The organism is Agromyces italicus DSM 16388 (genome assembly GCF_000421545.1).
Classification (GTDB): Bacteria; Actinomycetota; Actinomycetes; order Actinomycetales; family Microbacteriaceae; genus Agromyces; species Agromyces italicus.
In genome coordinates, this window is sequence record NZ_ATXF01000008.1 from 153,697 (window position 1) to 178,204 (window position 24,508).

Sequence of the window (24,508 nt, forward strand, 5' to 3'; positions counted from 1 at the left end):
AATGTCGACCACAGCATCGACTCCCGTCGCGGCGCCCGTGCAGAAGCTGCGGCTTCGTGACCGCATTCCCGTCGTGCACCAGCTGCGCCAGAGCGTGGGCCTTCAGCGCGGCATGCTCGTCACCGGCCTCGTCGTCACCGCGATCTTCGTCCTGACCGCGATCTTCGCACCGCTCATCGCGCCGTACGGGTTCGCGCAGCTGCGCGACGTCGACGGTCCGTTCGGCAGTCAGCAGCCGCCCTCGGCAGATCACCTGTTCGGCACCACGGTCGGCGGTTACGACGTGCTCTCGCGCGTCATCTGGGGTGCGCAGACCGCGATCCTCGTGATCATCATCGCGGTGGTCCTGTCGATCTTCGCCGGTGTGCTGCTCGGCCTCGTGTCGGGCTACTTCGGCGGGTGGCTCGACAAGGTGCTCGTCGTGGTCTGCGACGCGATCTACTCGTTCCCTTCGCTGCTGCTCGCGATCGTGATGGCGATCGCGATCTCGGGCGGACAGTCGAACCTCTGGGGCGGCGTGCTCGCGGCGGCGCTGTCGATCACGGTCGTGTTCATCCCGCAGTACTTCCGGGTGATCCGCGCCGAGACCGTGCGCATCAAGGCGGAGGCCTTCGTCGAGTCGGCCAAGGTGCTCGGTGCGTCGAACAGCCGAATCATGTTCCGCCACGTGCTCCGCAACGCAACTCGCACGTTGCCCCTCATCTTCACGCTGAACTCCTCCGAGGCGCTCCTCACCCTCGCCGGCCTCGGCTTCCTCGGCTTCGGCATCGAGCCGACCGCCGCGGCCGAGTGGGGCTACGACCTCAACAAGGCGCTCTCCGATGTCACGAGCGGCATCTGGTGGACTTCGCTCTACCCGGGACTCGCGATCGTGCTCGTGGTGCTCGGCATCACGCTCGTCGGCGAGAGCCTCAACGACCTCGCCGATCCGCGCCTGCGCGGGCGCCGCCGGGTCGCGCAATCGGCCGGCGTCGTCGCCGAGACCTCGGTCGTGCCCGGCGGCACGCTGACGGCCGGCCCCGGCGGCCTTGCCGGACTCGAAGACGAAGCGACATTCGACGAACACGGGATCGAGGTCAAGCCATGAGCACGGTGGTCAGCATCGAAGGGCTCGGCGTGTCGTTCTCGACCGACGCCGGTGCTGTGAAGGCGGTCGACGGCGTCTCGCTGTCGGTCGAGCGGGGCGAGGTGCTCGCGATCGTGGGTGAGTCGGGCAGCGGCAAGACCGTGACCGCGAAGACGATCCTCGGGCTTCTGCCCGAGACGGCGACGGCGAGCGGGGCGGTGATCCTGTCGAACAAGGCGGGCACGGCCCAGCACGACGTGGTGACGATTCCGAAGCGAACGCTGCGGGCCATCCGCGGCACCGACGTCGCGATGGTCTTCCAGGAGCCATCGACCGCCCTCAACCCGGTGTACACCGTCGGGTGGCAGATCATCGAGGGGCTCAGGGCGCATTCCGAGCTCTCGAAGAAGGAGGCCAGGGCGAAGGCGATCGACGTGCTGCGTCGCGTCGGCATCCCCGAGCCCGAGGTGCGCATCGACCACTACCCGCACGAGTTCTCGGGTGGTCAGAAGCAGCGCATCGTGATCGCGATGGCGCTCGTGCTCGACCCGGGGCTCATCGTCGCAGACGAGCCGACGACGGCGCTCGACGTGACCGTACAGGCCGAGATCCTCGATCTGCTGCGCCGCTGTCGCGACGAGTTCGGCATGGGCATCGTGCTCATCACCCACAACATGGGCGTCGTGGCCGACCTCGCCGATCGGGTCGCGGTCATGTACCAGGGCAAGGTCGTCGAGGAGGCCGACGCTGAGACGCTCTTCGCGTCGCCGCAGGCCGAGTACACGAAGGCCCTGCTGGCCGCGGTACCGTACGTCGGCACGGGTACGGCGAAGACCGAGGCGCGGGCCGCCTCGCGGCCCGAGGGTTGGCTCGAGCAGGCGCCGGTCGTCGCCGCGCAGGGACTCGAGATCGTCTATCCGGGGCGCTTCGGCAAGCCCGGTTTCCGCGCGGTCGACGGCGTCGACCTCGTGATCCGCCCCGGCGAGGTGCTGGGGCTCGTCGGCGAGTCGGGCTCGGGCAAGACCACGATCGGGCGCGCGATCGCGGGCCTCACCAAGGTCACCGGCGGTTCGCTCCGGGTGCTCGGGCACGAGATGAACGGGTTCCGCGAGCGCGAGTTCCGGCCGCTGCGCAGCCGGATCGGCTTCGTCTTCCAAGACCCGGCGTCGAGCTTCAACCCGCTGCTGACGATCGCCGAGTGCGTCGCCGAGCCGCTGATCATCCACGGCAGGGCCGGCGACGCCGCGTCTGCGCGCGCGCGGGTCGACGAGCTGCTCGAGGCCGTGCAGTTGCCGAAGGCGTACGGCGACCGTTACCCGCACGAGCTCTCAGGCGGACAACGTCAGCGCGCAAGCCTCGCGCGCTCGCTCGCGCTCGAGCCCGAGCTGCTCATCGCCGATGAGCCGACGAGCGCACTCGACGTCTCGGTGCAGGCCCGCGTGCTCGAGCTCTTCGCCGAGCTTCAGCGCGAGTTCGGATTCGCGTCGTTGTTCATCAGCCACGACCTCGCCGTCGTCGACCTGCTGGCCGACCGCATTGCGGTGCTGTACCACGGTCGTCTCGTCGAGGAGGGCACGGGAGCCGAGGTGCTCGGGGCGCCCAGCGACCCCTATACCCAGCGGCTGCTGGCCTCGCTGCCGGTGCCCGACCCGGTCGCGCAGGCCGAACGCCGAGAGGAACTCCGCCGGCTCCGGGAGGCCGACTGATGCACGGCGCAGCCCACGGGTTTCCGATCGTCCTGAGCGACCTGTCGCTCGAGTACCCGCCGCGCGGCGCCAGCCCTGCGCATGTCGCTCTCCACGGACTGACGCTCCAGGTCGCGCCGGGCGAGGTGCTGGGCGTGCTCGGCAGTGCGGGCAGCGGCAAGTCGACCCTCGCGAAGGTGCTCTCGGGCGCGGCCTTCGAGGCCCGTTCGAACGAGGCGCGCCCGGTGATCACGGGCGGTCAGGCGACGGTGCTCGGTCAGCCCCTGCGCGGACTGCCCAGGCGCAAAGTCGCCGAGTATCGCTTCCATGTCGGCTACCTGCCTCAGGATGCCGCGTCGACGCTGCCGCCCGACCACAGCGTCGCCGAGATCATCGGCGAGCCCATCCTCGAGCGCGACCGCCGTTACAACGCCAAGGCGCTCGCGACCAGGGTCGCCACCATGCTCGACGGGGTCCGGCTGCCGCTCGGCATGCTCGAGAAGTATCCGTACGAGCTGAGTGGCGGGCAGCGTCAGCGCGTCGCGCTCGCGCGGGCGCTCGTGCTCGGGCCCTCGGTGCTCATCGCCGATGAGCCGACGGCCGGCATCGACCTGACGGTGCGCGATGCGGTCGCGCAGCTGATCGCCGAGCTCGGCGAGCGGCACGCGTTCTCGGCGGTGCTGATCAGCCACGACCTGCCGGTGCTGCGCAGCATCGCCGACCGCATCGCGGTCCTCGACCGGGGCGAGCTCGCCGCGATCGGCACGATCGACGAGGTCTTCCACGACCCGCACCACCCGTATGTACGAGCGCTCGCGGGCGCACTCGACGGCGGCCACGCGATCATCGACGACCTGGCCGAGCCACTGGCATGAGGGATGCCTCGACCGCGCGCGGCCCGATCGACGCTCGCGGCACGATCGCGGTCGTGCCCGATGCCGAGCCCGAACTGGTGGGTGCGGTCGAGCGGGCCGGGGGAGCGGTCGCCCCGCTCGACGAGCGCACTCGGGGCATCGTGTGGAGCGGCTCCTCGGGCGGCGCGGCCCTCGTCGAGGCGCTCGAGCGTGCACCCGGCGTCGAGTGGGTGCAGTTGCCCTGGGCCGGCATCGACCCGTTCGCCGAGGTGCTGCCGCGCTTCCGCGGCGACGGGCGAGTGTGGACGAGCGGTAAGGGCGTGTACGCCGCGCCGGTCGCCGAACACGCGGTGACTTTGACGCTGGCACTCCTCCGCCGGATCCCGCGACGCGTGCGGGCGGGCGAGTGGCGGCGCGACCACGCGAGCCGCAGCCTGCACGGCGCCGAGGTCGTCATCGTCGGCGCCGGCGGCATCGCGACCGAGCTGCTGCGACTGCTCGCGCCGTTTGGGGTACGTCCCTCCGTCGTGCGTCGCAGTGACGCCGAGGTCGCCGGTGCTGCTCGCACGGTGACGCTCGATCGTCTCGTCGAGGTCGCGACCGGGGTCGACGTGCTCATCGTCGCGGCGGCGCTGACCGACGAGACCCGGGGCGCCGTCGATGCCGGAGTGCTCGCCGCGCTCGCACCCGGCGCTGTGGTCGTGAACGTCGGTCGTGGTCCGATCGTCGACACGGCCGCGCTCGTCGCCGCGCTCGAGTCGGGGCACCTCGGCGGTGCGGGGCTCGACGTCACCGATCCCGAGCCGCTCCCGGCGGGGCATCCGTTGTGGAGTGCACCCGATTGCGTGATCACGCCGCACGTCGCCGACGCGATGGCGACGACGCCCGCGCTGCTGGCCGCACGGGTGGAGCACAACGTGCGTGCCTTCCTCGGCGAGGCCGAATTCCTCGGGCGGATCGACCTCGACGCGGGCTACTGAAGCGCTCCACACGGCGCAGAGATGCGAGGCCGGCTCGAATTGGGAGTCGGGGCATCCCTTTGCTAGAGTATCGATGCGCGCAAGCGATCCTCCATAGCTCAATTGGCAGAGCAATCGGCTGTTAACCGATAGGTTCTTGGTTCGAGTCCAAGTGGGGGAGCGACCGAGCCCCGCATCCTGAGGGAATGCGGGGCTTTCGCGTTGAACCCGGCATTTCTGCGGCGTCAGAAGTGCAATCAACGGTCGCAATACGACCATTTAGCCCACTGAAGTGATATTCTCAGCCGAGAGAGTTTCAGTGAGAGGTTGAGTGCACGTGACGAAGCTCGTCCAGCGGAACGAGTGGCCCGCGCACGACGTCGAGCGCCTTCCATGGCGTCAGGCGGTGCGCGGGGGCAGCCGCGACGACCGCACCCTCGACCACGTCGAAGCGAGCATTCCGCCGATGATCGCGGGCCTCGACCTCCAGGCGCCGCCGAGCCTCGCCGCCGCGTGCGAGCGCACCGTCGTCGAGATCGCTCGGGCCGAACACGCGACCGGCGGGCTGGCTGCGCTCGGCCGGTTCCTGATGCGCACCGACTCGGTCGCCTCCAGCCGCATCGAGTACGAAGACGCGAGCGCCGAGGATTTCGCCCGCGCCCTCGCCGGCAGCCGCTCGAACAGTTCGGCGCAGAGCATGGTGGCCGCGACGCGCGCGCTTGCCGCCCTCGTCGACGATGCCGGAACCCGACGCGAGATCACCTGCGACGCGATTCTCGAAGCCCACCGACGGCTGCTCGGCGACGACCCGCTCGACGGGCGTTACGCGGGCCGCTGGCGCACGATGCAGAACTGGATCGGCGGCAGCGACCACGCTCCGCGCGCGGCGCTGCACGTGCCGCCCGCGCCCGGTCGGGTCGAGGAGCTCATGGCCGACCTCGTCGCCTACATCAATCGCGACGACGTGCCCATCGTCGTGCAGGCCGCCGTCGGGCACGCGCAGTTCGAGTCGATCCACCCGTTCACCGACGGCAACGGACGCATCGGCCGGGCGATCATCAACGCCGTGCTGCGGCGTCGAGGGGTCACCGGCACGAGCGTCGTGCCGGTCGCGAGCGCACTGCTCGCGCAGCGTGAGCGCTACTTCGCCTTCATCGACGAGTACCGGGCCGGGCGGGTGGCGCCGTTCGTCGCCGACCTCGCCGAGGGGCTGCGCGTCGCGGCCGAGGAGTCGCGGGTCTCTGCCGAGCGGCTCATCGAGCTGCCGCAGCTCTGGGCCGACGCTGTCCCGTTCCGTGCCGACTCGGCGGGGGCGAAGCTCATCGACGCGATGCTCGACCACCCCGTGTTCTCGATCGACGAGATCGGCCGGGTCACAGGCTCGGGTCCGGCGAACCTCGCGCCCGCGGTCGTGCGGCTCGAGGACGCGGGCGTGATCCGCGAGATCACCGGCCGCAAGCGCGACCGCGTGTGGTTCGTGACCGACGTCTCCGGCGAGCTCGACGACCTCGAACTCCGCATCGCCGAGCGCATCGCCGGCGGTTCCCGTGACGCCGCATCGGAGGGGCGTGATGGCTGAGTACGCCGACGAGGTCATTCCGGTCAGCGTCGACGGCGCCGAAGACACCGTCGTTGCGGATACCGCGGCCGCGCGCCGCACGGCCCGACGCGACGGGCTCGCGGTCGGCCTGGCCACCGCGGTCTACGGCATCTCCTTCGGTGCGCTCGCGGTCGCCTCGGGCCTCGACGTCTGGCAGGCCTGCTTCCTCAGCCTCGTGATGTTCACGGGAGGCTCGCAGTTCGCCCTCGTCGGGGTGCTAGCCTCCGGCGGCGTCGCGGCCGGAGGCTCGGCGATCGCCACGGCCGCGATGCTCGGCATCCGCAACGTCATCTACGGCATGCGCATGAAGCCGCTCGTCGCACCGCCCGGCGCCGACGGCCGCCCCGCGAGCGTGTGGCGGCGCGGCGCTGCCGCCTGGATCACGATCGACGAGTCGACCGCTGTGGCGCTCGCACAGTCCGACGACCGAGCGGCCCGCACGGGTTTCTGGGTGACCGGTGTCGTGATCTTCGTCGGCTGGAACCTCACGACGCTCGCGGGTGCCCTCATCGGCGACGCGATCGGAGACACACGCGCCTGGGGCCTCGATGCCGCTGCCGCAGCCGCATTCCTCGGGCTCCTGTGGCCGCGCCTCAAGCGGGTCCAGGCGGGCGCCGTCGCCGTCGGGGCGGCGGTCGTCGCCACACTCACCACCCCGGTGCTGATGCCCGGCATGCCGGTGCTCGTCGCCGCCGTCGTCGCCGTCGCCGTCGGCTGGTTCGACCTGTTCACCCGGAGGCGCGCCGAATGACGACGTGGCACATCATCCTCATCGCGTCGGCCGCGACCCTCGCGCTGAAGCTCGCCGGGTATCTCATTCCCGCCGGATTCCTCGAACGCGAACGCCCGGCGCGTATCGCCGACCTGCTCACCGTGGCGCTCCTCGCGGCGCTGATCGCCGTGCAGACCCTCGGGGCCGGCCAGGACATCGTGATCGACGCGCGCGTCCCTGCCGTGATCGTCGCGGCGGCGCTCTACGCGCTCCGCGTGCCGTTCGTGGTGGTCGTGATCGTCGCCGCTGCCGTCGCCGCCGGCATCAGGGCGTTCAGCTGACCGCTCGTCTCAGCCCTCGAGGTCGTCGACCCCTGGCATCCACTGCTGACCTGGGCGCCCCCAACCGAGCTTGCGGCTGATCTTCGCGACGAGCTTCTGATCGCGTTCGCCGAGCCGGTCGGTGTACAGGGTGCCGTCGAGGTGGTCGAACTCGTGCTGGAAGATGCGGGCGAGCCATCCGTGCGCCTCGATCTCGAAGGGCTCGCCGTCGAGGTCGGTGGCGCGGAGGAGCGCGTGTTCGGCGCGCCGCAGGCCGAAACGTTCACCCGGGAACGAGAGGCAACCCTCCGCCTCGTCGTCGAGGTCGGGCTCGCCGGCGGGCGGGGGTGTGATCCACAGTTCGGGGTTGATGGCGACTCCGCGCCATTTCGAGCCCTCCTCGTCGACCCAGCCGTAGGTGAAGAGGCGCAGGCCCACCCCGACCTGGGGGGCTGCGAGCCCGACACCGGGCGCGGCATCCATCGTCTCGAACAGATCGGCGACGAGCGTGCGGAGCTCGTCGTCGATGGTCTCGACGGGGAGAGCGGGGGAGTGCAGCACCGGATCACCGGAGATTCGAATGGGGAGCACGGCCATTCGGCAAGGATATCTGGCTGCGAACGGGTAGGGTCGTTGCGTGGATCCGGACCTGAGCGAATTCGTCGAGCAGATTCCGCTCGACCCCCAGACCTTCATCGGGATCCCGCTCGCGCTCATCGGCGCGGTCTTCCTCTCGCTCGGCGCGCAGTTCCAGCACCGCGGCGTCGTCAAGGTCGAGAAGCACACGGTCGACACGCTCGGCAAGGGCCTCAACCTCAAGCAGCTCGCGCTGCTGCTCGCCCGGCCGTCGTGGGTCATCGGCACGCTCATGCTGGGGCTCGCCGTCGTCTTCCAGCTCTCGAGCCTCTACTTCGCGCCCCTCATCGTGGTGCAGCCGCTCGGTGCGATCGCGCTGGTCGTGACCTCGATCGTGAACTCCCGCGTCAATCACGTGCAACTGAACCGCAAGACGATCATCGCGATCATCATGTGCGTGGGCGGGGTCTTCCTCTTCGTCGGTGTCGCCGCGTTCACTGCGGTCGACAAACCCGTCACCGACCGGCAGTTGGTCGTCATCCTCATCATCCTCGCCGTGGTGCTCGCGATCGCCGGCGTCACCTTCGCGCTCTTCCGCGCGAAGATCCGTGCGATCTACTACGTGATCATGGCCGGTGTGGTCTACGGTTTCGTGGCGACGCTCGCGAAGGTCGTGCTCGGAAAGCTCGAGCAGGGCGAGTTCGGCTGGCTCACGATCCTCTGCATCATCGGCCTGCTCGCGGCCACGGGCATCGGCGCCTACTTCGTGCAGAACGCGTACGCCTCGGGCCCTCCCGACCTCGTCATCGCCGGGTTGACCGTCGTCGACCCGCTCGTGGCGGTCGTCATCGGCATCACCGTGCTCGGCGAGGCGTCGCAGGCGCCGCCTTGGGCGATCGGCGTGTACATCGTGGCGGGGGCGATCGCGGTGTGGGGCGTCTTCCAGCTCGCGAGGAACCACCCGCAGACGCGACTCTGAGCACGGTCACGCCGAGCTCGCGACATGCGAGCGCGGCACCCGCGGGGGTGCACTGCGTAGACTAAGGTCGGATTCAGCCCGCCGTGCCCATCGCGCGCCCCGCGGACTCGACGGGATCGACCGTCCCGCCCCCAGAACTGTGAGGAACACGACCCGTGTCTGACACCCCCGGTGCGAGTACGCCCGCCGGCGCCGAGCTCGATCGCCCTCTCAAGATCCTGATCGGTGCCGACACCTTCGCCCCCGATGTCAACGGTGCCGCTCGATTCGCCGAGCGCCTCGCGGCCGGGCTCGTCGAGCGAGGCCACGACGTGCACATCATGGCCCCGGCCGCGAGCCGCAAGCACGGCACGTGGAAGGAGGTGCACGAGGGCCAGGAGCTCACGGCGCACCGCCTGCTGAGCTGGCGCTGGTACCCGCACGACTGGCTGCGGTTCGCGCTGCCGTGGCGCATCCGCCAGAACAGTGCCCGCGTCATCGACGAGGTGAAGCCCGACGTCGTGCACTTCCAGTCGCACATCGTGGTCGGGCGGGGGCTCTCGATCGAGGCGCAGAAGCGCGGCATACGCATCATCGGCACCAACCACGTCATGCCCGAGAACATGCTCGAGTTCTCGTTGCTGCCGAAGGCCTGGCAGGAGTGGGCCGTGGGCCTTGCCTGGAAGGCGGCGGGCCGCACTTTCGGCCGCGCCGAAGCCGTCACAACGCCGACCCGTCGCGCTGCGCAGTTCCTCGAGAAGAACACCGGCCTCGAGAACGTGCACGCGATCTCCTGCGGCATCGATGCGCACAAGTACTCGCCCAACTGGGAGCCCCGCACCGAGAACCGCATCCTCTTCGTCGGCCGCGTGACCGGTGAGAAGCAGATCGACGTGCTGCTCCGCGCGCTGAAGCTGCTGCCTGTTGCCCTCGACGCGAAGGTCGAGATCGTCGGCGGCGGCGACCAGAAACGCAACCTCGAGCACCTCGCCGTCGAGCTCGGCATCGCCGATCGCGTGACCTTCACCGGCTACGTCACCGACGAGGAACTCCGCGAGGCGTACCACCGCGCATCCGTGCTCGCCATGCCCTCGATCGCCGAACTGCAGTCGATCGTGACGATGGAGGCCATGGCCTCGGCGCTGCCTGTGGTCGCCGCGAATGCCATGGCGCTGCCGCACCTCGTGCACGATGGCGAGAACGGCTACCTCTTCGAACCGTCGAACCCCGAAGACCTCGCGGCGAAGCTCCGCACCGTGCTCGAGGCGTCACCCGAGGAGTACAACGCGCTCAAGGCCGCCTCCGCCAAGCTCATCAAGGCCCACGACATCACCCGCACGCTCGACACCTTCGAGAGTCTGTATCGTGGTGAGCGCGTGACCGATCCGGTCACCGAGTCGATCCCGGTCATTCTGCCTGACTGAGTTCGCTCCAGGGGCGGTAGCTCAGCTGGTTAGAGCAGTGGACTCATAATCCATCGGTCACGGGTTCAAGTCCCGTCCGCCCTACGGTGAATTCGACCTGATCAGGCCTTCTCGTCCTAGAGAAAAGGATGAGACCTGATGTGTGTGCCACTTATTGGCCGTTTATTCTGCACCTCGATCGTTCTGCGGTCGCATGATCGAGACAGCCACGGCTGCCCTCGGTTCAGCTGGGATGGCCTCGCATACCTCCTAGGTATGAACGCCGAACGACTCTCCGCAATCGGCCTGGAGCCGGTGCTGACGACATGCGAACTCGCCGAGTATCTCGGTGTCCAGGTGCAGGCGATCTACGACCTGCGCGCGCATGGTCGTGGCCCATCCGGAATTCGCGTCGGCCGTGAGATCCGCTTCCGAGTATCCGACGTGCTCGTCTGGCTCGAGGACCTACATGAGCCAAGCCTCAGCGGCGCGCACGAAGGTGCCAACTGATGGCCGGGCGTCCTCGGCTGCCGATCGGAACGTTCGGCGACATCGCAGTTCTTTCGCTTGGAGGCGGGCGGTTTCGCGCCGTGACCCGGTTCCGGGACTGGGACGGGCAGACGCGACGCGTGACGGTCACGGCTGCGAGTCGGAACGCGGCTCGATCCGCACTGAAGGTCGAACTCGCTTCGCGAATGCGCGTAGGCGACTCGACCGACCTGACGGCAGACTCGCCGTTCACGATGCTCGCAGAGGCGTGGCTCGAAGATCTGATGCTCGACCCCGACCGCGCCCTGAGCACCAAAGAGGTCTACGCCAGCGAGTTGCGCGGCCTTGTGCTGCCGACGTTCAAGGAGTTCACGATCCGCGAAGTGACGGTCGGGCGTATCGAGCGATTCCTGAAGGCGCAGCGTGCAGTTTCGTACACCAAGGCGAAGCACTCGCGCACGATGCTGAGCATGGTGCTGGGCTTTGCGGTGAGACGGGAACTCATTCCAAGGAATCCGATCAAAGAGGTTTCGCGGATGAAGGCACCGAAACGCACGCCGAAGGCACTCACACCGGAGCAGATCGCGGCCATCCGCGAAGCCGCGCGTAACTATCGGACGAGCGCGGACACGATGGGGCCGAAGTCAGATGGCCTTGTTCGCGATCTCGTCGAAGTCATGCTCGGCACAGCGACGCGAATCGGCGAAGTGCTGGCGTTGCGCAAGTGCGATGTTGACATGACGGCGGATCCGCCACGGGTGCACATCAACGGCACGGTGATCGTGCGCACGGGTGTCGGCGTACTTCGGCAGGACCACCCGAAGACCCACGAATCGAATCGCGTCATTGCCGTGCCGGCGTTCGCAGCAGAAGTCATTCGACATCGCTTGACGATCACCGGCGGGAATGGCGACGAGAGCCTGCTGTTTGCGACCAGGGCGGGCACACCGCTCACGCCCAACAACATCAGGCGAACGTTCCGGAAGATCCTGGAATCTGCTGGCCTCAAGGATATGAATATCTCGCCCCACGCATTTCGCCGAACCGGAGCGACCCTCCTTGCGAAGGAGCTCGGGATGCAGGCCGCGGCTGACATGCTCGGGCACACGTCGACGTCGACGACGAAGGCGCACTACGCCGAGCCTGATCGGACGGTCAAGTCGGCGCCGGCGGATGTGTTGCAGCAACTGGCGCCGAAGGAGTGACGCAGTTCCGTGGTAGCGCTAGCCAGATTCGGTGAACGCATCCGCAGCTGTGCGGCGGCGTTCGACGTCGTCGATGACGAAGGTGATGAAGTCGTCGTCTCGGTCGGTGATCTCGACCTCATCGACTGGGTCGGCGGGTGGTTCGCCGGGCCAGGCGGTTTGGCGGGTGGGACGGTCGCGTTCGAGGCGGGTGCCCGAGGTGGCGACCCAGTCGTGGAGGCGGTTGCGGGCGTCGGCGAAGTCGCGGTGCCATCCGAAGGGTGCCGAGCCATGTTGGTCGGGGTCGTAGGCGCTGAGCCAGTGCAAGTTCAGTGCGGACAGCTCCCAGACGAGCTCCGGGTGGCGGTGCCAATACGGCGGGATGATGGAGGCGGGTAGTCCGTAGGTGCGGCGAAGCCAGTTGACCCAGCGGTTGAGCTCGATCCATTCGGTCTCGGCTTGCTCGGCGGTCAGAAGGTTCCAGTTGACGGGGTGCGGGGGCTCGGCCACGAGTGCCGCGTCGAGATCCTCGGCGGCTGCGTCGTCGGGCGGCGGCTCTCGATCGCCCGTCTGCCAGAGCCAGGGTGCGTCAGTCATTGGTCGAGGTCACAGACCAAGGTAAGCGGATGTCGCGCGCGGAACCATCGCGTCTAACACCGTCGTGTGCTGGGCGGCTGGGCTCGCAGGTGCGGCGACGGCAGTCGCATTTCGGCGGGTGCGGTCGACGTTGTAGTTGGTGCGGGAGGCGTCGTGACCGATCTTCTTCGCGACAAACTCTTCGAGTTCGATGATGAGGCCGCCTTGTTCACTGCTGAAGGTGTTCACGTACCCTTCGGCGATAAATCGGTCGCCTTTGGCGAACCGGGTGAAGGCACGCTCTGCGGTGATGCGGAACGCGACGAGGTCGTGGAATGTGGGGTCGAGTTCGGTGAAGCTGCCGTCGTCTTCGCGGCGGAAGTGGGGTTGGCCGACGCGGGCATAGAACCGGGTGATGCCGCTGTCGCTGACGGACTTCTGCGGTTCCGAGGCAATGAATCCGGAGAATGATTGCTGTGTCGAGATAGTCATGGGACTTGACCTCCTGTGATGGGCGGAAAGATCGTCCGCCGATACCTCGAGGTGCGCGGGAGATCCCACCTCGCTGAAGGCGTCGAGGACGGCTCACGCCGCATCGCCAGCAGCTTCGTCCGCGTCGCGAGTCGCTTCGACCGCAGTGCCGGAGGCATCGACTACCGGCTCCGGTCCAGATGCCGGGTCGGTGTCGAGACTGATTTGCATCAGTTGTTCGATCTCGAGCCGGTCGGCACGGAGCCTCTCAGCGTCGGGTCTCGATTCCCAGGGCCGCAGTCGTGTGATGAGCGGGGGTGCCGCCCGGAGCATGATCAGGCCGGTGTCATCCGGGAGCATCCGAATCTGCTCGGGTGGGAGGATCGGGACCCGACGCACGGAACGTTGGGAGGAGCGCGAGCCGCGGTCTCCGATGGTGCTGGAATCGGTGGCTTCGTCGCGGTCGCCGATGAGTGTCGAGAGGTCGTGCAGGTCACGGGCGGCCGAGGAGCCGCGGAGGAAGACCTTGACGATCGAGGAGTCCCACATCGCGTTGGCGGCATTGTCGCTCCATTTCATGCGTGCCTGCGCGAGGGACTGCAGCACCGGCATAGTCGTGATGCCGGTGCCGCCGCCTTCGGCCATCAGGGTCGGCAGTGATGGGAGCGGTGCGAGGTTGCCGATCTCGTCGAGGGCGAGCAGTAGCGGCGGGTCGAGCCTGGCACGAGGCATGCGGGCGGCCATGCGACGGGCTGTTTCGACGAGGTCTTCGATGAGTGCAGCGACGAGCGCGGCGGAGTTGTTCGCGCCGGCGCCGGTGGCGAGCAGGTGGAGGGTGCCGTTGGCGCGGAGGAACGCTTCGGGGTCGAACGCTTCGCCCTCGCCGGGGGAGACCGAATCGAGAACCCGCGGATCTGCAAGCGCGCCGAATGAGAGTGAGACGCCTTGCCAGATCGAGTCGCGGGTGCGGGGGTCGGCTTCGAGCATCGCTTGAAGTGAGTCTGCCCAGCCGGTCGCGGCGGCCGGGTTGCTGAGTAGGATCGCGACGGCATCGTGAGCTGCCGAGGGGTCGAGGGTCCAGCGGAACAGTTCGGCCGGCGAACGATGGTCGATCGCAGCGGCGTGGAGGAGTGCTTGCAGAGCGGTACGGGTCTTCGCTTCCCAGAACGAGCCGGAATCGACGCTGCCGCCGTTGAGTCCGGTCGCGGCGGCGAGACCTGCAGCGCGGATCATCGCGGTAAGCGGTACTTCGCAGCCGCGGATCGGTGACCATCGGAGGCCGGCTGGCACGCCGTCGGCGAGGTGTTGCGGGTCGAACACGGCGACGGGGCCGATGCGCTGCCTAGCCCGGATGGTTGCGGTCAGGTTGTCGGTTCGGGTTGAGGTGGTCACGACGGGTCCGGGGGCGTCGAGGACAGCGTTGATGACGAACTGGGCGCCTTTGCCGGAGCGTGGTGGCCCGATCACGAGGATCGAGTCCTCGACGCTGGCCCAGACCGGGACGCCTTGCGAGGTACCGATCCAGTAGCCGACATCCGTCGGGGTCGCCTTGTGCAGGGAGGGGCGCAGATACTTGGCGCGCTTCATGAGCGCTTTGTGGGATGCCGCGTGCACCACGTCTCCTTTCGTCGCGACGCCCGCGATCCGGTACGGGTCGACCTTTGCCGTACGGCGCGAGCCGCGAAGCATCCGCCAGAACCAGACAACGAACGCAACGACTGCGCCGATCAGCACCGTCGCGGTCGCCCAGTACATAACGGGGTGCAGGCCGGGCGCTCCGAGGGCGGTCGCAGGGTCGTCGGCGTTGAAGAACACCGCCAGACCCGTCTCTGCGCCGCCGATCGGTTGCGGGAGTCCGCTCGCCCACGCCGCGACTGAGCCGGCGGCGCGAAGGAGCAGTGCGAACGCAGCGCCGCCGAGCAGCACACTCATGCCGAGGTTGGTGAGCTCATCGCCGAGAGCCGCCGAGGGTCTGGTCGTCGTCATCGGGGACGCCCGTTCAGAGCCCGAGCTCGTGCCCGGTGCGGACCGGGCTTCGCGCCGGTGCGGGCCCGAACGCGTGCTCGCGGGGGAGAGGTGCTCGTGCGTCGAGCAGTTCGGTGACGTCGTCGGCGTTCGCGACGAGGCTTGCGATGCCTTCTTGGATGAGGCGATGGCATCCGGCGCTGGCCGGGTTCGAGGCGAGTCCGGGAACGGCCCCGACCGGCCGTCCGAGGGAGTGCGCTTGCCCGGCAACGTTGAGCGCGCCCGAGCGCGGTCCCGCCTCGACGACGACAGTGGCGCCGGAGAGCGCACCGAGGATGCGGTTGCGTTGCAGAAAACGCCACCGGGTGGGGACGGATCCGGGCGGGAGTTCGCTGATGATCAGGCCGCCGCTGGTCGTGATGCGGTCGAAGAGTTCCTCGTTGCCGCTCGGGTACATCCGGTCGAGACCGTTGGCGAGCACGGCGACCGTCGCGCCTGGTCGCGCGGCGGTCGCGGCGCGATGCGCGGCGGCATCGATCCCGTACGCACCGCCCGACAGCACGATGCGGTCGTGCTGCGCGAGTGCGGTGACCAGCTCACTGGTGGTGTCAGTGCCGTACGTCGTGGCCGCGCGAGCGCCGACGACGGCTACGCGGGCGTGCAGTGGACCGGCGAGCGCGGAGTAGTCGCCGAGCAACCAGAGCGCGATCGGCGCACGGGCGCCCAGTTGGTGCAACTCGGCTGGCCACGCGGCATCCTCAGGTGTGAGTAGTCGCAGGTCGCAACGCTGCATGTCGGCCTGGACCCGTTCGAGGAGCCCGTCGCCCGACCGAGTGCCGTTGCGGTGCCGCCACAGAGTTCCCTCGACCGAGTCGATGCCGCTCGGCAGTGCCCCATCTGAGCCCATCAGCTGTAGCGTCTCGGTGGCGCCAAGTCGGGCGATCAGGATGCCGGTGATCACGTCGCTGGGTTCGCAGGCGACCGCTAGCAACATTCTCGCCTCTCGTTCGTCATCGACGTTTACGGCCATTGCGCTGCCTCCCGGGTTCGTGTCACAGGTGTGACCCGGCCCCCTCGAGCTGCGCGGGCTGGCCAGCGGGCGCGCCGAGATCGGCCATGCGAGCGGTCGTGTCGAACGTGGTGAGCTCGTCGGGGTGCAACTGGTGCTGGACGACGAAGCTGCGGTCCTTGACTCGCCAGAGCCCTTGCCCGGTTCCGAGGGTAGGCAGCAGCTTCTGCTCGGTGCCCGAGAGCCCCAGCGCGGTCGCGGTGGCGCCGAGCTGGTCGGGCTCCTGGCGATACACGATGCGGGTTTCTGCGTTCGCGAGCAGCGAGGATGCGAGGGCGCGCATTGCGGATCCGGAGTCGCCGACATTGTCGAGGTCGGAGAGCTTGTGGAAGATCAGCATGTTCGCGATGCCGAAATGCCGGGCAAGGCGCCACTGCGCATCCATCCGACGCAGCAGTGCCGGGTAGGCCATGAGCCGCCAGGCTTCGTCGTAGATCACCCACCGCTGTCCGCCGGCCGGGTCGGACAGCGCCGACTCCATCCACGCCGACGAGCACGTCATGAGCACACTGATCAGGGTCGAGTTCTCGGCGACGCGCGAGAGGTCGAGCGAGACCATCGGCAGCGTCGGGTCGAAGCGGACTGTTGAGGGGCCGTCGAAGAGGCCGGCGAGGTCACCAGCGACGAGCCGCCGGAGTGCGTGGCCGACGAGGCGGCCATCCTCGGCGAGCCGGCCGCCGTCATCGGCCTGGCTCGGCGCGAGAATGCGGTCGACGACCATCGGCAGGATCGGCACATCGGCGCTGCGCACCGCGTCCGCGAGCGCGAGATCGATCGCGGTGTGCTCGAGCGGCGTGAGCGGACGATCGAGCACCGTTTCGGCCAGCGCGCCGATCAACTCACGACGGCGGGCCGCGAGCTGCGCCGACCACTCGGCATCCGACGTACTCGAAGCCCTGTGCCCCTCATCGAGCGGATTCAGCCGATTGCGCAGCCCATGACCGAGGACGATCGCTTTGCCGCCAACGGCTTCGGCGACCGCGGTGTGCTCGCCCTTCGGATCGCCGGGCACGTACACGCGTCGCCCGAACGGCAACGACCGTGTGTAGAGGGACTTCGCCAACGACGACTTGCCTGAGCCGACGATGCCAGCCAGCACGACGTTTGGTGCGGTGATCATGCCGCGTTGGTAGAGCACCCACGGGTCGTAGACGAAGGATGCCCCGGAGTAGAGATCCTGCCCCACGAACACCCCAGCTGACCCGAGTCCGCCCTCAGCGAGGAACGGGTAGTGGCCCGCGAGCGTGGCCGAGGTGTCTTGATGCTTTGGCAGGCGCAAGCGGCCTGGCGTGCGGAGCGTCGCCGCGCCGGGTTCGCCGGAGGCTGGAAGGTAGGCGGCGTTGCGGGCCTCGTCGCGCTCAGCCTGCCAGTTGGTGCGCGCCTCTCGATGCCGGCTGCGTCGGGCATCTGCTTCGATTCTGGATGCCTCGCGCCTCCGCGTTCGCCGATTGCAGCGTGCTTCACCGCGGGGCTCGACCAGCGCGGCGGTGTGCAGCCGCTCGTCGGTGCTCACAATGTCACGCCGTTGCGGCCTTCGGCGGCACTGATCGCAGAAGAGACTGGTTGCGGTTGCGGTTGCGGTTGCGGTTGCGGTTGCGGTTGTGGGCGCCAAGCCATGTCGGGCCGCCGAGGAGGTAGCTCAGCGTGTGCGCGCGGAAGCGGTGCCATCGCGGGCGCTGGCTCGGCTGTCGCGTTGTAGTGCCGAAGCAGAGACACGTACCTGAACGACTCGTTGTACGTCAGCGCGTAGGGGGAGCCGAAGGGCTCGATCGTGTGATCAGAGACGCCCACCGGGATCTCGTCGTACACGTACCCGTTCACCAGGGCCGCCTCCAGCGTGTGGTCACCGTCGTCGAGCTGCCGCAGTTGGTAGATCGCCGCGATCGGCCCCTCCTGATCGATGAGCGCGAGTAGGCCGTCGGCTTCGTCACCCTGCAGGAACGCGACACTGATCCAGCGGGTAGCAGTTGCGTGTTCGTCGAGGACTGTCATGGTCCGCTCCAATCAGGATGCTTGCGATTGGAGGTGTGTTTGAGCGCCCAGCCGAGCATCTCGGCGGGGTCTCAATGTCAGGGGCTCAGAATAGGCTGGCCGCACCAAAACAAAGGGGCGGGCGATGCCTGATTACAACGTGTTCAAGGACGAGAGCGGCTGGGCGGCCAAGCGGGAGGATGCGTCTCGTGCATCGTCGCGACATGGGACTCAGGCTGAGGCATACGCTGCGGCACGCGACCTTGCGGCGAATAACGGAGGCGGAGACGTGAGTATTCACGGCGTCAACGGGCAGATCCGCGAGAAGAACACGATCGCCCCCGCAAAGGACCCGCGCGAGACCCGCGGATAACGCTTCGCGACGTTTCCGTCGGTCGGGCTGCTCAGATGGGTACGGTCGGTGGAGTTCAGACGCTCCGGCAGAGCGGGAGCGCCGCGGCTGTGAACGCCTGAGCCTGCTGACCGACGAGTCTGCGCGTCTCGCACGACGCCTGGATTGCTGCTTGCTCGATAGCCGAGACGGCGGCGTCGAGTTCGTCGACGGTCGGTGCGGTCACAGCGATGAGGCCGGTGGTACGGAGTACGCCGTGGCCGGCGGTGAGGTCGGCTTCCTGCTGGAGCACGTCTTCGTACTCGGCGGTCGAAGAGGCATCCTCGATTTGCCCGATGCGCTGTCTTTGGTGGGCGTCGCTGATGAGCTCGGTCTTCTTCTTGCGGAGATCGCGGGCCGCTTGGTCGGCGCGCACCGGCAGGTAGTGGAGGGCGATGGTGCGGAGGACGCCGTTGGTGAAGACGAGTGGCGCGAGGAAGCCCGGAAATACCTGCGAGCGCGGCCATTCGCTGATCCAAAGTACGGCATGAAGAGCACTGTCTGTGTGTAGGTGGTCCCATGCCTCGGTGACCGCGACGGGGCCGGCGGCGGCGAGGTCGCGGCCGATCTCGGTGTGGCGTTCGAGGTCGACACCAACGGCAGGGTCGTAGGCGGTGCGGAGGACGCTCGCGAGTTCGTCGGCGGTGAGCCATCCGCCGGTGATGAGGTCTGCTGCGCGCAATGCGCCGGTGAGGGCGATCATCTCCTGCCTCAGCACAGCGGCGGCGCCTCGCATCCCGCCGCCCTGCGACCTGATCTGGCGTGATGCCGCGCCGAGGTCGAGGGCGACGCTGATGGTGGTCGCGTGGCGTTCACCGGCCGGCCCGGCGCGTTCGATGAGGTCGCGGTAGGTGGCGGCGGCCCAGGTGTCGTCGTCGAGGCCGTGGCGTTCCCACCATTCGGCGAGGCCTGTGCCGGAGTCGGGCAGCGTTCGTTCGGAGACCTGCAGGCGGGCGATGCGTCCGGAGCGACAGGCAGCGGCGAGCACACGGCCCCATCCATTGACGCGGCGGTGCTGTTCGCCGGGATCAAGGAGTGCGAACGCCGGGTGCGAGACCGAGATGATCGCGGTGAGGGTCTGCTCGTGCGGGTCGTGGATCATGACGGTGCCGGTCTCCGGGTCGTTCCACTCGCGAAGTGAGGCGGCGTCGCCAGGGAGCGCGAGGGTGCCGACGGGGCGTGGTCGGAGGATTCGCCGCCGGTATGTGAGCTGTCCGCGGGCTGTGCGCAGCATCCATCTGATCGTGATCGGTGCCCATTCGACGAGCTTGCGACCGCCGACCGGGATGGTCGCGACGAGCGCGGCGGTACCCCAGATGGGGCTGGTCCAGGTGACGCCGGCCGCGCCGGCCGTGTACAGCCCGATCACCAGGGTGAGGAGTCCGATCGTGAGCGCGATGAGCTGGGGGAGTGAGAGCCCGAGCAGGATGCCGTGGCGTGTGAGTCGTGAGAACTGCATTGGGGCGAGTCGGAACGTCGTGAGGTCGGTGTCCATGGTTACGCGCCTTTCGAGGGTTGAACGACTGGCGGGGGCGGCGGAGCCGAGGCGTGCGGTCGTGTCGGCGCGGTGGTGATGACTGGCGGCGGAGTGTCCGGGGCTGGCGAACTTATGTCGCCGACGGCTTGGGTATGGGACTCGCCGGCGTGCCCGAGGGCCTGTCCGGTGTGTACGCCTGCTTTCGCGGCGCCGGTGGCGACTTGTGCGCCGATTGCGACAGCCGCTCCGGCAGGCCCTGCGGCCGCTCCCGCACTGGCGGCGCTCCCGCCCGCAGCCCCTCCGGCCGAGCTAGCGCCACTTGCGCTTGCAGCACCGCCGCTCGCGGAGGCTCCAGCACTGGCTGTGCTTGCTCCGGCGCCCGAGGGTCCAGCTCCGCCTGAGCTCGAGGCGGATGCCGGTGACGCGCGCCCTTGTGGCATCTTGCCGCCGCCGTCGAGGATCTTCTTCGCCCCGTCGACCATGGGCGTCGACGGCACCGGGACGGGGCGGTTCATCGCGTTCTTCGCTTCTTGCTCGCTGGACATTGCGTGGTGAATGTCGAGGCCGATGAAGCTGAGGAACTTGTAGGTGATATAGGGCGCGAAAGCGGCGATGAACATCAGCACGATGCCCGCGATCGGGTCGCTGACCGACGCGAGATCCGCATCGATCGGTGCCGAGACCTGGGCGACAGCGACGAGGAAGATCACGACCAGCACGAGTTTGGACAGCACGAGGCCGATCACGAACGCAATCCACTTCGAGAGCCACCCCTTCGCGGCATCCCATGTTGCGCCTGCCAGCGCGACCGGACCGAAGACGATCGCGACGAGCAGGAGGGCTTTGCGGATCAGCAGAGAGAACCAAACGATCGCGGCGGCACTGATCGCGAGCGCGGACAGGAAGATCGTGACGATCGCGCCGACGCCTGGGCCGCCGACGTTGATCGCGGTGAGACCGACGGCGAGCAGGGCGATGCGGTCGCCCATGCCTTCCATCGTGTTTCCGGATGCCTGAACGATGCCGATCGCTAGTTGGTCGGTGATCTCGAGTAGCAGCCCGGTGATCGTGATGATGACGAATGAGCCAAGGATCGACTTCGCTAGGCCGACGGCCGCGCGCGAGAGTGCGGTGGGGTCGCGGTGGACGAGGCCGGTGATCAGTTGCAGGCAGAACAGGATTAGGGTGACGAATACGGCGACGCCGAAGAGCACGTTGTAGACCTTGATGTAGCCGGGGTCGGTGACGTCGACGAGGGTCGTCGTGTCGAATGCCGCCCACACCGATTCGAAGAGCCACGCGGCTGCCGCGCCCATCGCCTGTGCGAGCCAATCGAATGGAGCGGCGACGAGGGCAGCGGATCCTTCACCGACGGTGTTGCAGACCTCGGCGATGACCGGCACATCGCAGACGCTCATCGGATGCCTTCGCTGGGCCCGGTGTCAGACCGTCTGCCCGACGCCCCAGAAGAAGTTCACGAGCGTGACCGATGCACCGCAGACAATTGCCGCCCCGCAGCAGACGAGCACGCCGGTCTTGCCGCGTGCGGAGAGGTGCGGGTTGGACGAGTTCGCACCGAAGCCCCACACGATCGCCGCGACTATCAAGGCCAGCACGCTGAGAATCAGCCCCACCGTCATCACCGCGCCAACGATGACGCGCAACTGCTCGATGCCCGGAAGACCGGTCCCGTTCGGATCGATGTCGATCACGATGTGCTCCCTCGCTCGAACGCCGTCAATGGATGCGTACAAGTGCCAGGTGTGCAGGTAGGCCCATCACTGCCAGCTGTCGTTGGGGGCCGTTCGGCGCACGCTCTTCGCGCGCGTATTCTCGTCAGCATGGATTGGCTCGCAACGGAACCCGACTGCCCGAACTGCGGCACTCGGTGCTTGCCCGGGCTCGCCGGTATTCCGTACTGCCGAACATGCAAGCTCGCGGTGATGCTGTCCGTCGGTGTCCGGCAATTGATGTCGTAGCTCCGCCGTAGAGCGGAGCGACGACGTGAGGCTGGGGCAGTCCCGCAAGTCGAGGCGTGCAATGAATGCTAGTTGCGGGTAACGCTCACAGACGAGAGGGTTAGATACACTCGTGCTCGACTTGTCCGGCCTGTTCGGCGAATGACAAGGCCGTGAAGCAATTCGGACAAGTTTCTCCAAGTCTGGGCTCGCACGCGCATCGGCCGCACGCGGGACAGATGTGTTCGCTGCACCTGTTGCAGCGCCTGATTGTGGCATCGACGACGAAGACATGCTCGCACGCCTCGTTGGAACACTCCTGCTCCAAGATGTGCCATGAAGGTGTTCGTCCGAATCGTTGCGCAGGCCGGATCACCACAAAGGCATATTCCTGCGTGTGATCTAGCGCAACCGAGGCGACGAGATCAGATTGCGCCCATCCAGAAGTTGCAAGAAGTCCCTCGCTCAGCTCCGCTTCCACGGCTCGAGCTTCTTGCATGGATCGTGCGACTAGAGTTCCGAGAGCCGGCTGGATCAGCCCGCGGGCTGGCGCAAAAACGTCGTCGCTTGTGGAGCGTGCAAAGATGACGCGACCTTCGTGGTCGACGACCGCTGCAACCGCCGGAGTGTCACCGGCAATTTCCACGGCCCGCATCGCGATAGCTGATCGGGATGCTCGCGAGGACTCGTAGAACTCCGCCAGGAGCGACGGGTTGAGATGATCGGGACCGAACTCATCGGGAAAGAGGAGCTCGGCCGCGATCGAGTCGGCGACTCGTTCCTCAAGCTTGGCTCCTAGGGAGGGGGGAACACGGAACAGCGTCGTCGCCCACTCACGATGCTGACGTTGGATGTGGTGACCGACTTCGTGCAGCAAGGTAAAGGTGTCTCGGCCTGCGGTGAGCGTTGGATGGATGACGATTGCTGACGGCGGATTCGCTCGATACCTGTAGTACCCGAACACCGAGCAGCCGTTACCCGGACTCAGGTCGTACTCGATCTCGAGCTCGGCGCTCGCGTCGATCGCGGCTTCGGGGTCGCTCGACAGTAAGGCAGTATCCAGCGCGCCACGAGCGTTCTCCCAGTCGAGCAGCAGCCTCGCAATCGATCGGTACGATCGCGAGGCGACAAGCTCTGCAACGTCTAACGTCATGCACGACCAATCTCGCGGACACGGGCTATTGCCGCGCGAAGTTGCGCACTCGGGTCGCCATCAGAGCGTGCAGCCAGTGCAAAGTCTTGCTGCACAAGATTCCGAAATGTCGCCTCGTCGATTGCGAGCTCTAGTGCGGCGTCTACTAGCTCGTCTTTGAACTTCGGTGAGGACAAGAGTGAGTCTGAGACGGGGGCGGTTATCAAGTCGATCGGATCAACTTCCAGCGAGAGTGCAAGCGTCTCCAGCTCGCCCAAATCCGGAAGTCGTTCGCCGCGCATCATCGCCACAGCATCTGGGGTAGTGAGGCCGAGGGCCTCAATGAGTTCCTCGATGCCTGCTCCGACCCGCTCCATCGTGGATCGAGAAAGTTGCGTTTGCCCGGGCGAGGGGTTTGGCCAGAGGTGGAGGCAGATCGCTTCCCATCTGTCGATCATTGCGTCGCTCTCAGCGTGAAAGTCGCCCTCATCCACGTTCGGCTCCGCTAGTGCAAAAGGGGCTTCAACGGGGTCACCTTCGATGAATTGCATTGTGCGCAAGATCGACCGCTCGCTCACGAGCTCACCGAGCCGCCGATGGAACAGATGATTGCCCACACCGGTCTCGCGTGTCGGCCAGACTGCAAGCGAAACGCCCAGTGGGCTATCGGGCACGACCATCGCGGGCGGAAAGATTGGTTCGCTTGGCAGAGCCACAGGCCAAACGAGCGCAAATGATGCAGCCGCGCGTGCCACTAGGGCAAGCCCGAGCGTTTGGCGATTCCAAGAAAGGAGCCAAAGGTCGCCGACTCGCGGCGTATCACCTGCTGATCCGGCCCAAGCGCTCGGGTCTATGCCCGCGGGGGCGATTTCAAAGTTCATTCAGAATCCAAAAGCAAAGTTGACGATCGTATCATTTGTATCGACTGAACACCTACCGGTTCTTGTAGTGGTCCAACACCGTGGATTTCAGCGGCTCTGGGATCGTCGCGAGATACGCACAATCGTGTGGGTGACCAGTCAACCGCTTCCGGATCGAGCGGATGAAGCGATGGGACCACCAGCCATCTTTCGTCAGACCGAGAGTGCTGTCCGCCGGACTAAAGAGGTCGATCGACGCATCGTAGGCAGTCGTTGTTCGCGACATTGCCCTCCAGACTTCGGGATCGCTCGGAAGCTCCGCAACGCACACGACGCGGCGAGGCGTTGAATGCGTATCGCCGACCGTAATTGCGGTATGGCGGGGGAGGTAGATGTCGCCGCGCTGTGCAGTTGATCCGGGCATACGCACGAACTTATAGCAACGAACGGTCGCGGCTTGCGGGGACGAAACACACATACCTCGTATTGGGGCGATGAGTGGTCTGGTCGTTGGTTCTCCAGTCGGCCGATTCGCCGCGCCCGATGCGCCAGTGCTTAAGCGCAATCAGAGCCGGCTGCCCAGGTCAAGCAAGAAGTTCACCCACGCGACGCCGACGCCAGCCAACGCGGCAGCGCCGCACGCGACCCACACTCCGATGCGGGCTTTCGTAGCGATCTGGAAGTGGCCGTTCGCTGAGGCGAGCGCCCAAGTGACTGCGCTGATGAGCAGCATGAGCACGGCGATAATGAGCACGAAGGTCAGCAGCGCGCCGATGATGCTTCGGAACTCGGGAGCGCCGCCGACGGCGCCGAAGTCGGGGAAGATGTCCAT

Annotated in this window: 25 protein-coding genes and 2 tRNA genes; 14 read left to right on the forward strand and 13 right to left on the reverse strand. The window is 67.3% G+C overall.

Going from position 1 to position 24,508, the window contains the following annotated elements:
* The first annotated feature begins 1 nt into the window (after position 1).
* The 8 genes from H516_RS0113230 (at position 2) to H516_RS0113265 (ending at position 7,217) form a co-directional block, all read left to right on the forward strand.
* Positions 2-1,087, forward strand: a complete 1,086-nt coding sequence (locus tag H516_RS0113230; RefSeq protein ID WP_022890194.1) for an ABC transporter permease — start codon at positions 2-4, stop codon at positions 1,085-1,087.
* Positions 1,084-2,772, forward strand: a complete 1,689-nt coding sequence (locus tag H516_RS0113235) for an ABC transporter ATP-binding protein (protein ID WP_022890195.1) — start codon at positions 1,084-1,086, stop codon at positions 2,770-2,772. The genes H516_RS0113230 and H516_RS0113235 overlap by 4 nt, the downstream gene beginning before the upstream one ends.
* Positions 2,772-3,626 carry an ABC transporter ATP-binding protein gene (locus tag H516_RS20055; protein WP_022890196.1) on the forward strand — a complete coding sequence of 285 codons (855 nt, stop codon included), beginning with the start codon at positions 2,772-2,774 and terminating at the stop codon, positions 3,624-3,626. The genes H516_RS0113235 and H516_RS20055 overlap by 1 nt, the downstream gene beginning before the upstream one ends.
* Positions 3,623-4,585 carry a D-isomer specific 2-hydroxyacid dehydrogenase family protein gene (locus H516_RS20060; RefSeq protein ID WP_022890197.1) on the forward strand — a complete coding sequence of 321 codons (963 nt, stop codon included), beginning with the start codon at positions 3,623-3,625 and terminating at the stop codon, positions 4,583-4,585. Before H516_RS20055 ends, H516_RS20060 begins: the two co-directional genes overlap by 4 nt.
* Before the next feature lie 87 nt (positions 4,586-4,672).
* A tRNA-Asn gene (locus H516_RS0113250) sits at positions 4,673-4,745 on the forward strand.
* Between the two features lie 156 nt (positions 4,746-4,901).
* Complete coding sequence (locus H516_RS20065; protein ID WP_022890198.1) at positions 4,902-6,143, forward strand: Fic family protein; 1,242 nt, start codon at positions 4,902-4,904, stop codon at positions 6,141-6,143.
* Complete coding sequence (locus H516_RS20070) at positions 6,136-6,915, forward strand: AzlC family ABC transporter permease (protein ID WP_022890199.1); 780 nt, start codon at positions 6,136-6,138, stop codon at positions 6,913-6,915. Before H516_RS20065 ends, H516_RS20070 begins: the two co-directional genes overlap by 8 nt.
* A complete protein-coding gene (locus H516_RS0113265; RefSeq protein WP_022890200.1) occupies positions 6,912-7,217 on the forward strand; it encodes an AzlD domain-containing protein in 306 nt (101 codons plus the stop codon). The genes H516_RS20070 and H516_RS0113265 overlap by 4 nt, the downstream gene beginning before the upstream one ends.
* Before the next feature lie 9 nt (positions 7,218-7,226).
* Here H516_RS0113265 and def read toward each other — a convergent pair whose 3' ends face one another.
* The gene (def, locus tag H516_RS0113270) at positions 7,227-7,793 is read right to left on the reverse strand and encodes a peptide deformylase (RefSeq protein WP_022890201.1); all 567 of its coding nucleotides are present in this window, start codon (positions 7,791-7,793) and stop codon (positions 7,227-7,229) included.
* A 40-nt stretch (positions 7,794-7,833) separates the two neighbouring features.
* Between def and H516_RS0113275 the strand changes: the two genes are divergently transcribed.
* From H516_RS0113275 to H516_RS0113295, 5 genes are all read left to right on the forward strand, one after another.
* Positions 7,834-8,751, forward strand: coding sequence for a DMT family transporter (locus tag H516_RS0113275; protein WP_022890202.1), 918 nt, complete (start codon positions 7,834-7,836; stop codon positions 8,749-8,751).
* A gap of 155 nt (positions 8,752-8,906) precedes the next feature.
* A complete protein-coding gene (locus H516_RS0113280) occupies positions 8,907-10,154 on the forward strand; it encodes a glycosyltransferase (protein ID WP_022890203.1) in 1,248 nt (415 codons plus the stop codon).
* A 10-nt stretch (positions 10,155-10,164) separates the two neighbouring features.
* Positions 10,165-10,238, forward strand: a tRNA-Ile gene (locus H516_RS0113285).
* A 171-nt stretch (positions 10,239-10,409) separates the two neighbouring features.
* A complete protein-coding gene (locus tag H516_RS20075) occupies positions 10,410-10,643 on the forward strand; it encodes a helix-turn-helix transcriptional regulator (protein WP_022890204.1) in 234 nt (77 codons plus the stop codon).
* Entirely contained in the window at positions 10,643-11,827 is a 1,185-nt protein-coding gene (locus H516_RS0113295) for a tyrosine-type recombinase/integrase (RefSeq protein ID WP_033197177.1), read from the forward strand. Before H516_RS20075 ends, H516_RS0113295 begins: the two co-directional genes overlap by 1 nt.
* 18 nt (positions 11,828-11,845) lie before the next feature.
* Here the strand turns inward: H516_RS0113295 and H516_RS0113300 are convergent, their stop codons facing one another.
* The 6 genes from H516_RS0113300 to H516_RS21395 form a co-directional block, all read right to left on the reverse strand.
* On the reverse strand, positions 11,846-12,403 hold the full coding sequence (locus H516_RS0113300) for a hypothetical protein (RefSeq protein WP_022890206.1): 558 nt from the start codon (positions 12,401-12,403) through the stop codon (positions 11,846-11,848).
* Positions 12,404-12,412: 9 nt separating this feature from the next.
* Positions 12,413-12,874, reverse strand: a complete 462-nt coding sequence (locus H516_RS0113305; RefSeq protein ID WP_022890207.1) for a single-stranded DNA-binding protein — start codon at positions 12,872-12,874, stop codon at positions 12,413-12,415.
* 93 nt (positions 12,875-12,967) lie between these two features.
* The gene (locus H516_RS20080; protein WP_022890208.1) at positions 12,968-14,839 is read right to left on the reverse strand and encodes a TraM recognition domain-containing protein; all 1,872 of its coding nucleotides are present in this window, start codon (positions 14,837-14,839) and stop codon (positions 12,968-12,970) included.
* A 13-nt stretch (positions 14,840-14,852) separates the two neighbouring features.
* Entirely contained in the window at positions 14,853-15,812 is a 960-nt protein-coding gene (gene dprA / locus H516_RS20085) for a DNA-processing protein DprA (RefSeq protein WP_051138830.1), read from the reverse strand.
* A 58-nt stretch (positions 15,813-15,870) separates the two neighbouring features.
* On the reverse strand, positions 15,871-17,403 hold the full coding sequence (locus tag H516_RS0113320; RefSeq protein WP_026378761.1) for an ATP-binding protein: 1,533 nt from the start codon (positions 17,401-17,403) through the stop codon (positions 15,871-15,873).
* Positions 17,397-17,879 (reverse strand): hypothetical protein, encoded by a 483-nt coding sequence (locus tag H516_RS21395; RefSeq protein WP_022890211.1) that lies wholly within the window; start codon positions 17,877-17,879, stop codon positions 17,397-17,399. Before H516_RS21395 ends, H516_RS0113320 begins: the two co-directional genes overlap by 7 nt.
* Before the next feature lie 124 nt (positions 17,880-18,003).
* On the opposite strand from H516_RS21395, the gene H516_RS21830 reads away from it, so the two are divergent.
* Positions 18,004-18,231, forward strand: a complete 228-nt coding sequence (locus tag H516_RS21830) for a DUF2188 domain-containing protein (protein ID WP_084620695.1) — start codon at positions 18,004-18,006, stop codon at positions 18,229-18,231.
* 55 nt (positions 18,232-18,286) lie between these two features.
* Here H516_RS21830 and H516_RS0113330 read toward each other — a convergent pair whose 3' ends face one another.
* From H516_RS0113330 to H516_RS0113350, 6 genes are all read right to left on the reverse strand, one after another.
* A complete protein-coding gene (locus H516_RS0113330; RefSeq protein WP_022890212.1) occupies positions 18,287-19,744 on the reverse strand; it encodes an SCO6880 family protein in 1,458 nt (485 codons plus the stop codon).
* Between the two features lie 2 nt (positions 19,745-19,746).
* Entirely contained in the window at positions 19,747-21,144 is a 1,398-nt protein-coding gene (locus H516_RS20095; RefSeq protein ID WP_022890213.1) for a hypothetical protein, read from the reverse strand.
* Positions 21,145-21,168: 24 nt separating this feature from the next.
* A complete protein-coding gene (locus H516_RS0113340) occupies positions 21,169-21,438 on the reverse strand; it encodes a DUF6112 family protein (RefSeq protein ID WP_022890214.1) in 270 nt (89 codons plus the stop codon).
* 367 nt (positions 21,439-21,805) lie between these two features.
* On the reverse strand, positions 21,806-22,837 hold the full coding sequence (locus H516_RS21835; RefSeq protein ID WP_022890215.1) for an ImmA/IrrE family metallo-endopeptidase: 1,032 nt from the start codon (positions 22,835-22,837) through the stop codon (positions 21,806-21,808).
* The gene (locus H516_RS22210; protein WP_157432257.1) at positions 22,834-23,697 is read right to left on the reverse strand and encodes a hypothetical protein; all 864 of its coding nucleotides are present in this window, start codon (positions 23,695-23,697) and stop codon (positions 22,834-22,836) included. Before H516_RS22210 ends, H516_RS21835 begins: the two co-directional genes overlap by 4 nt.
* 544 nt (positions 23,698-24,241) lie before the next feature.
* Positions 24,242-24,508, reverse strand: a complete 267-nt coding sequence (locus H516_RS0113350; RefSeq protein ID WP_022890216.1) for a DUF6112 family protein — start codon at positions 24,506-24,508, stop codon at positions 24,242-24,244.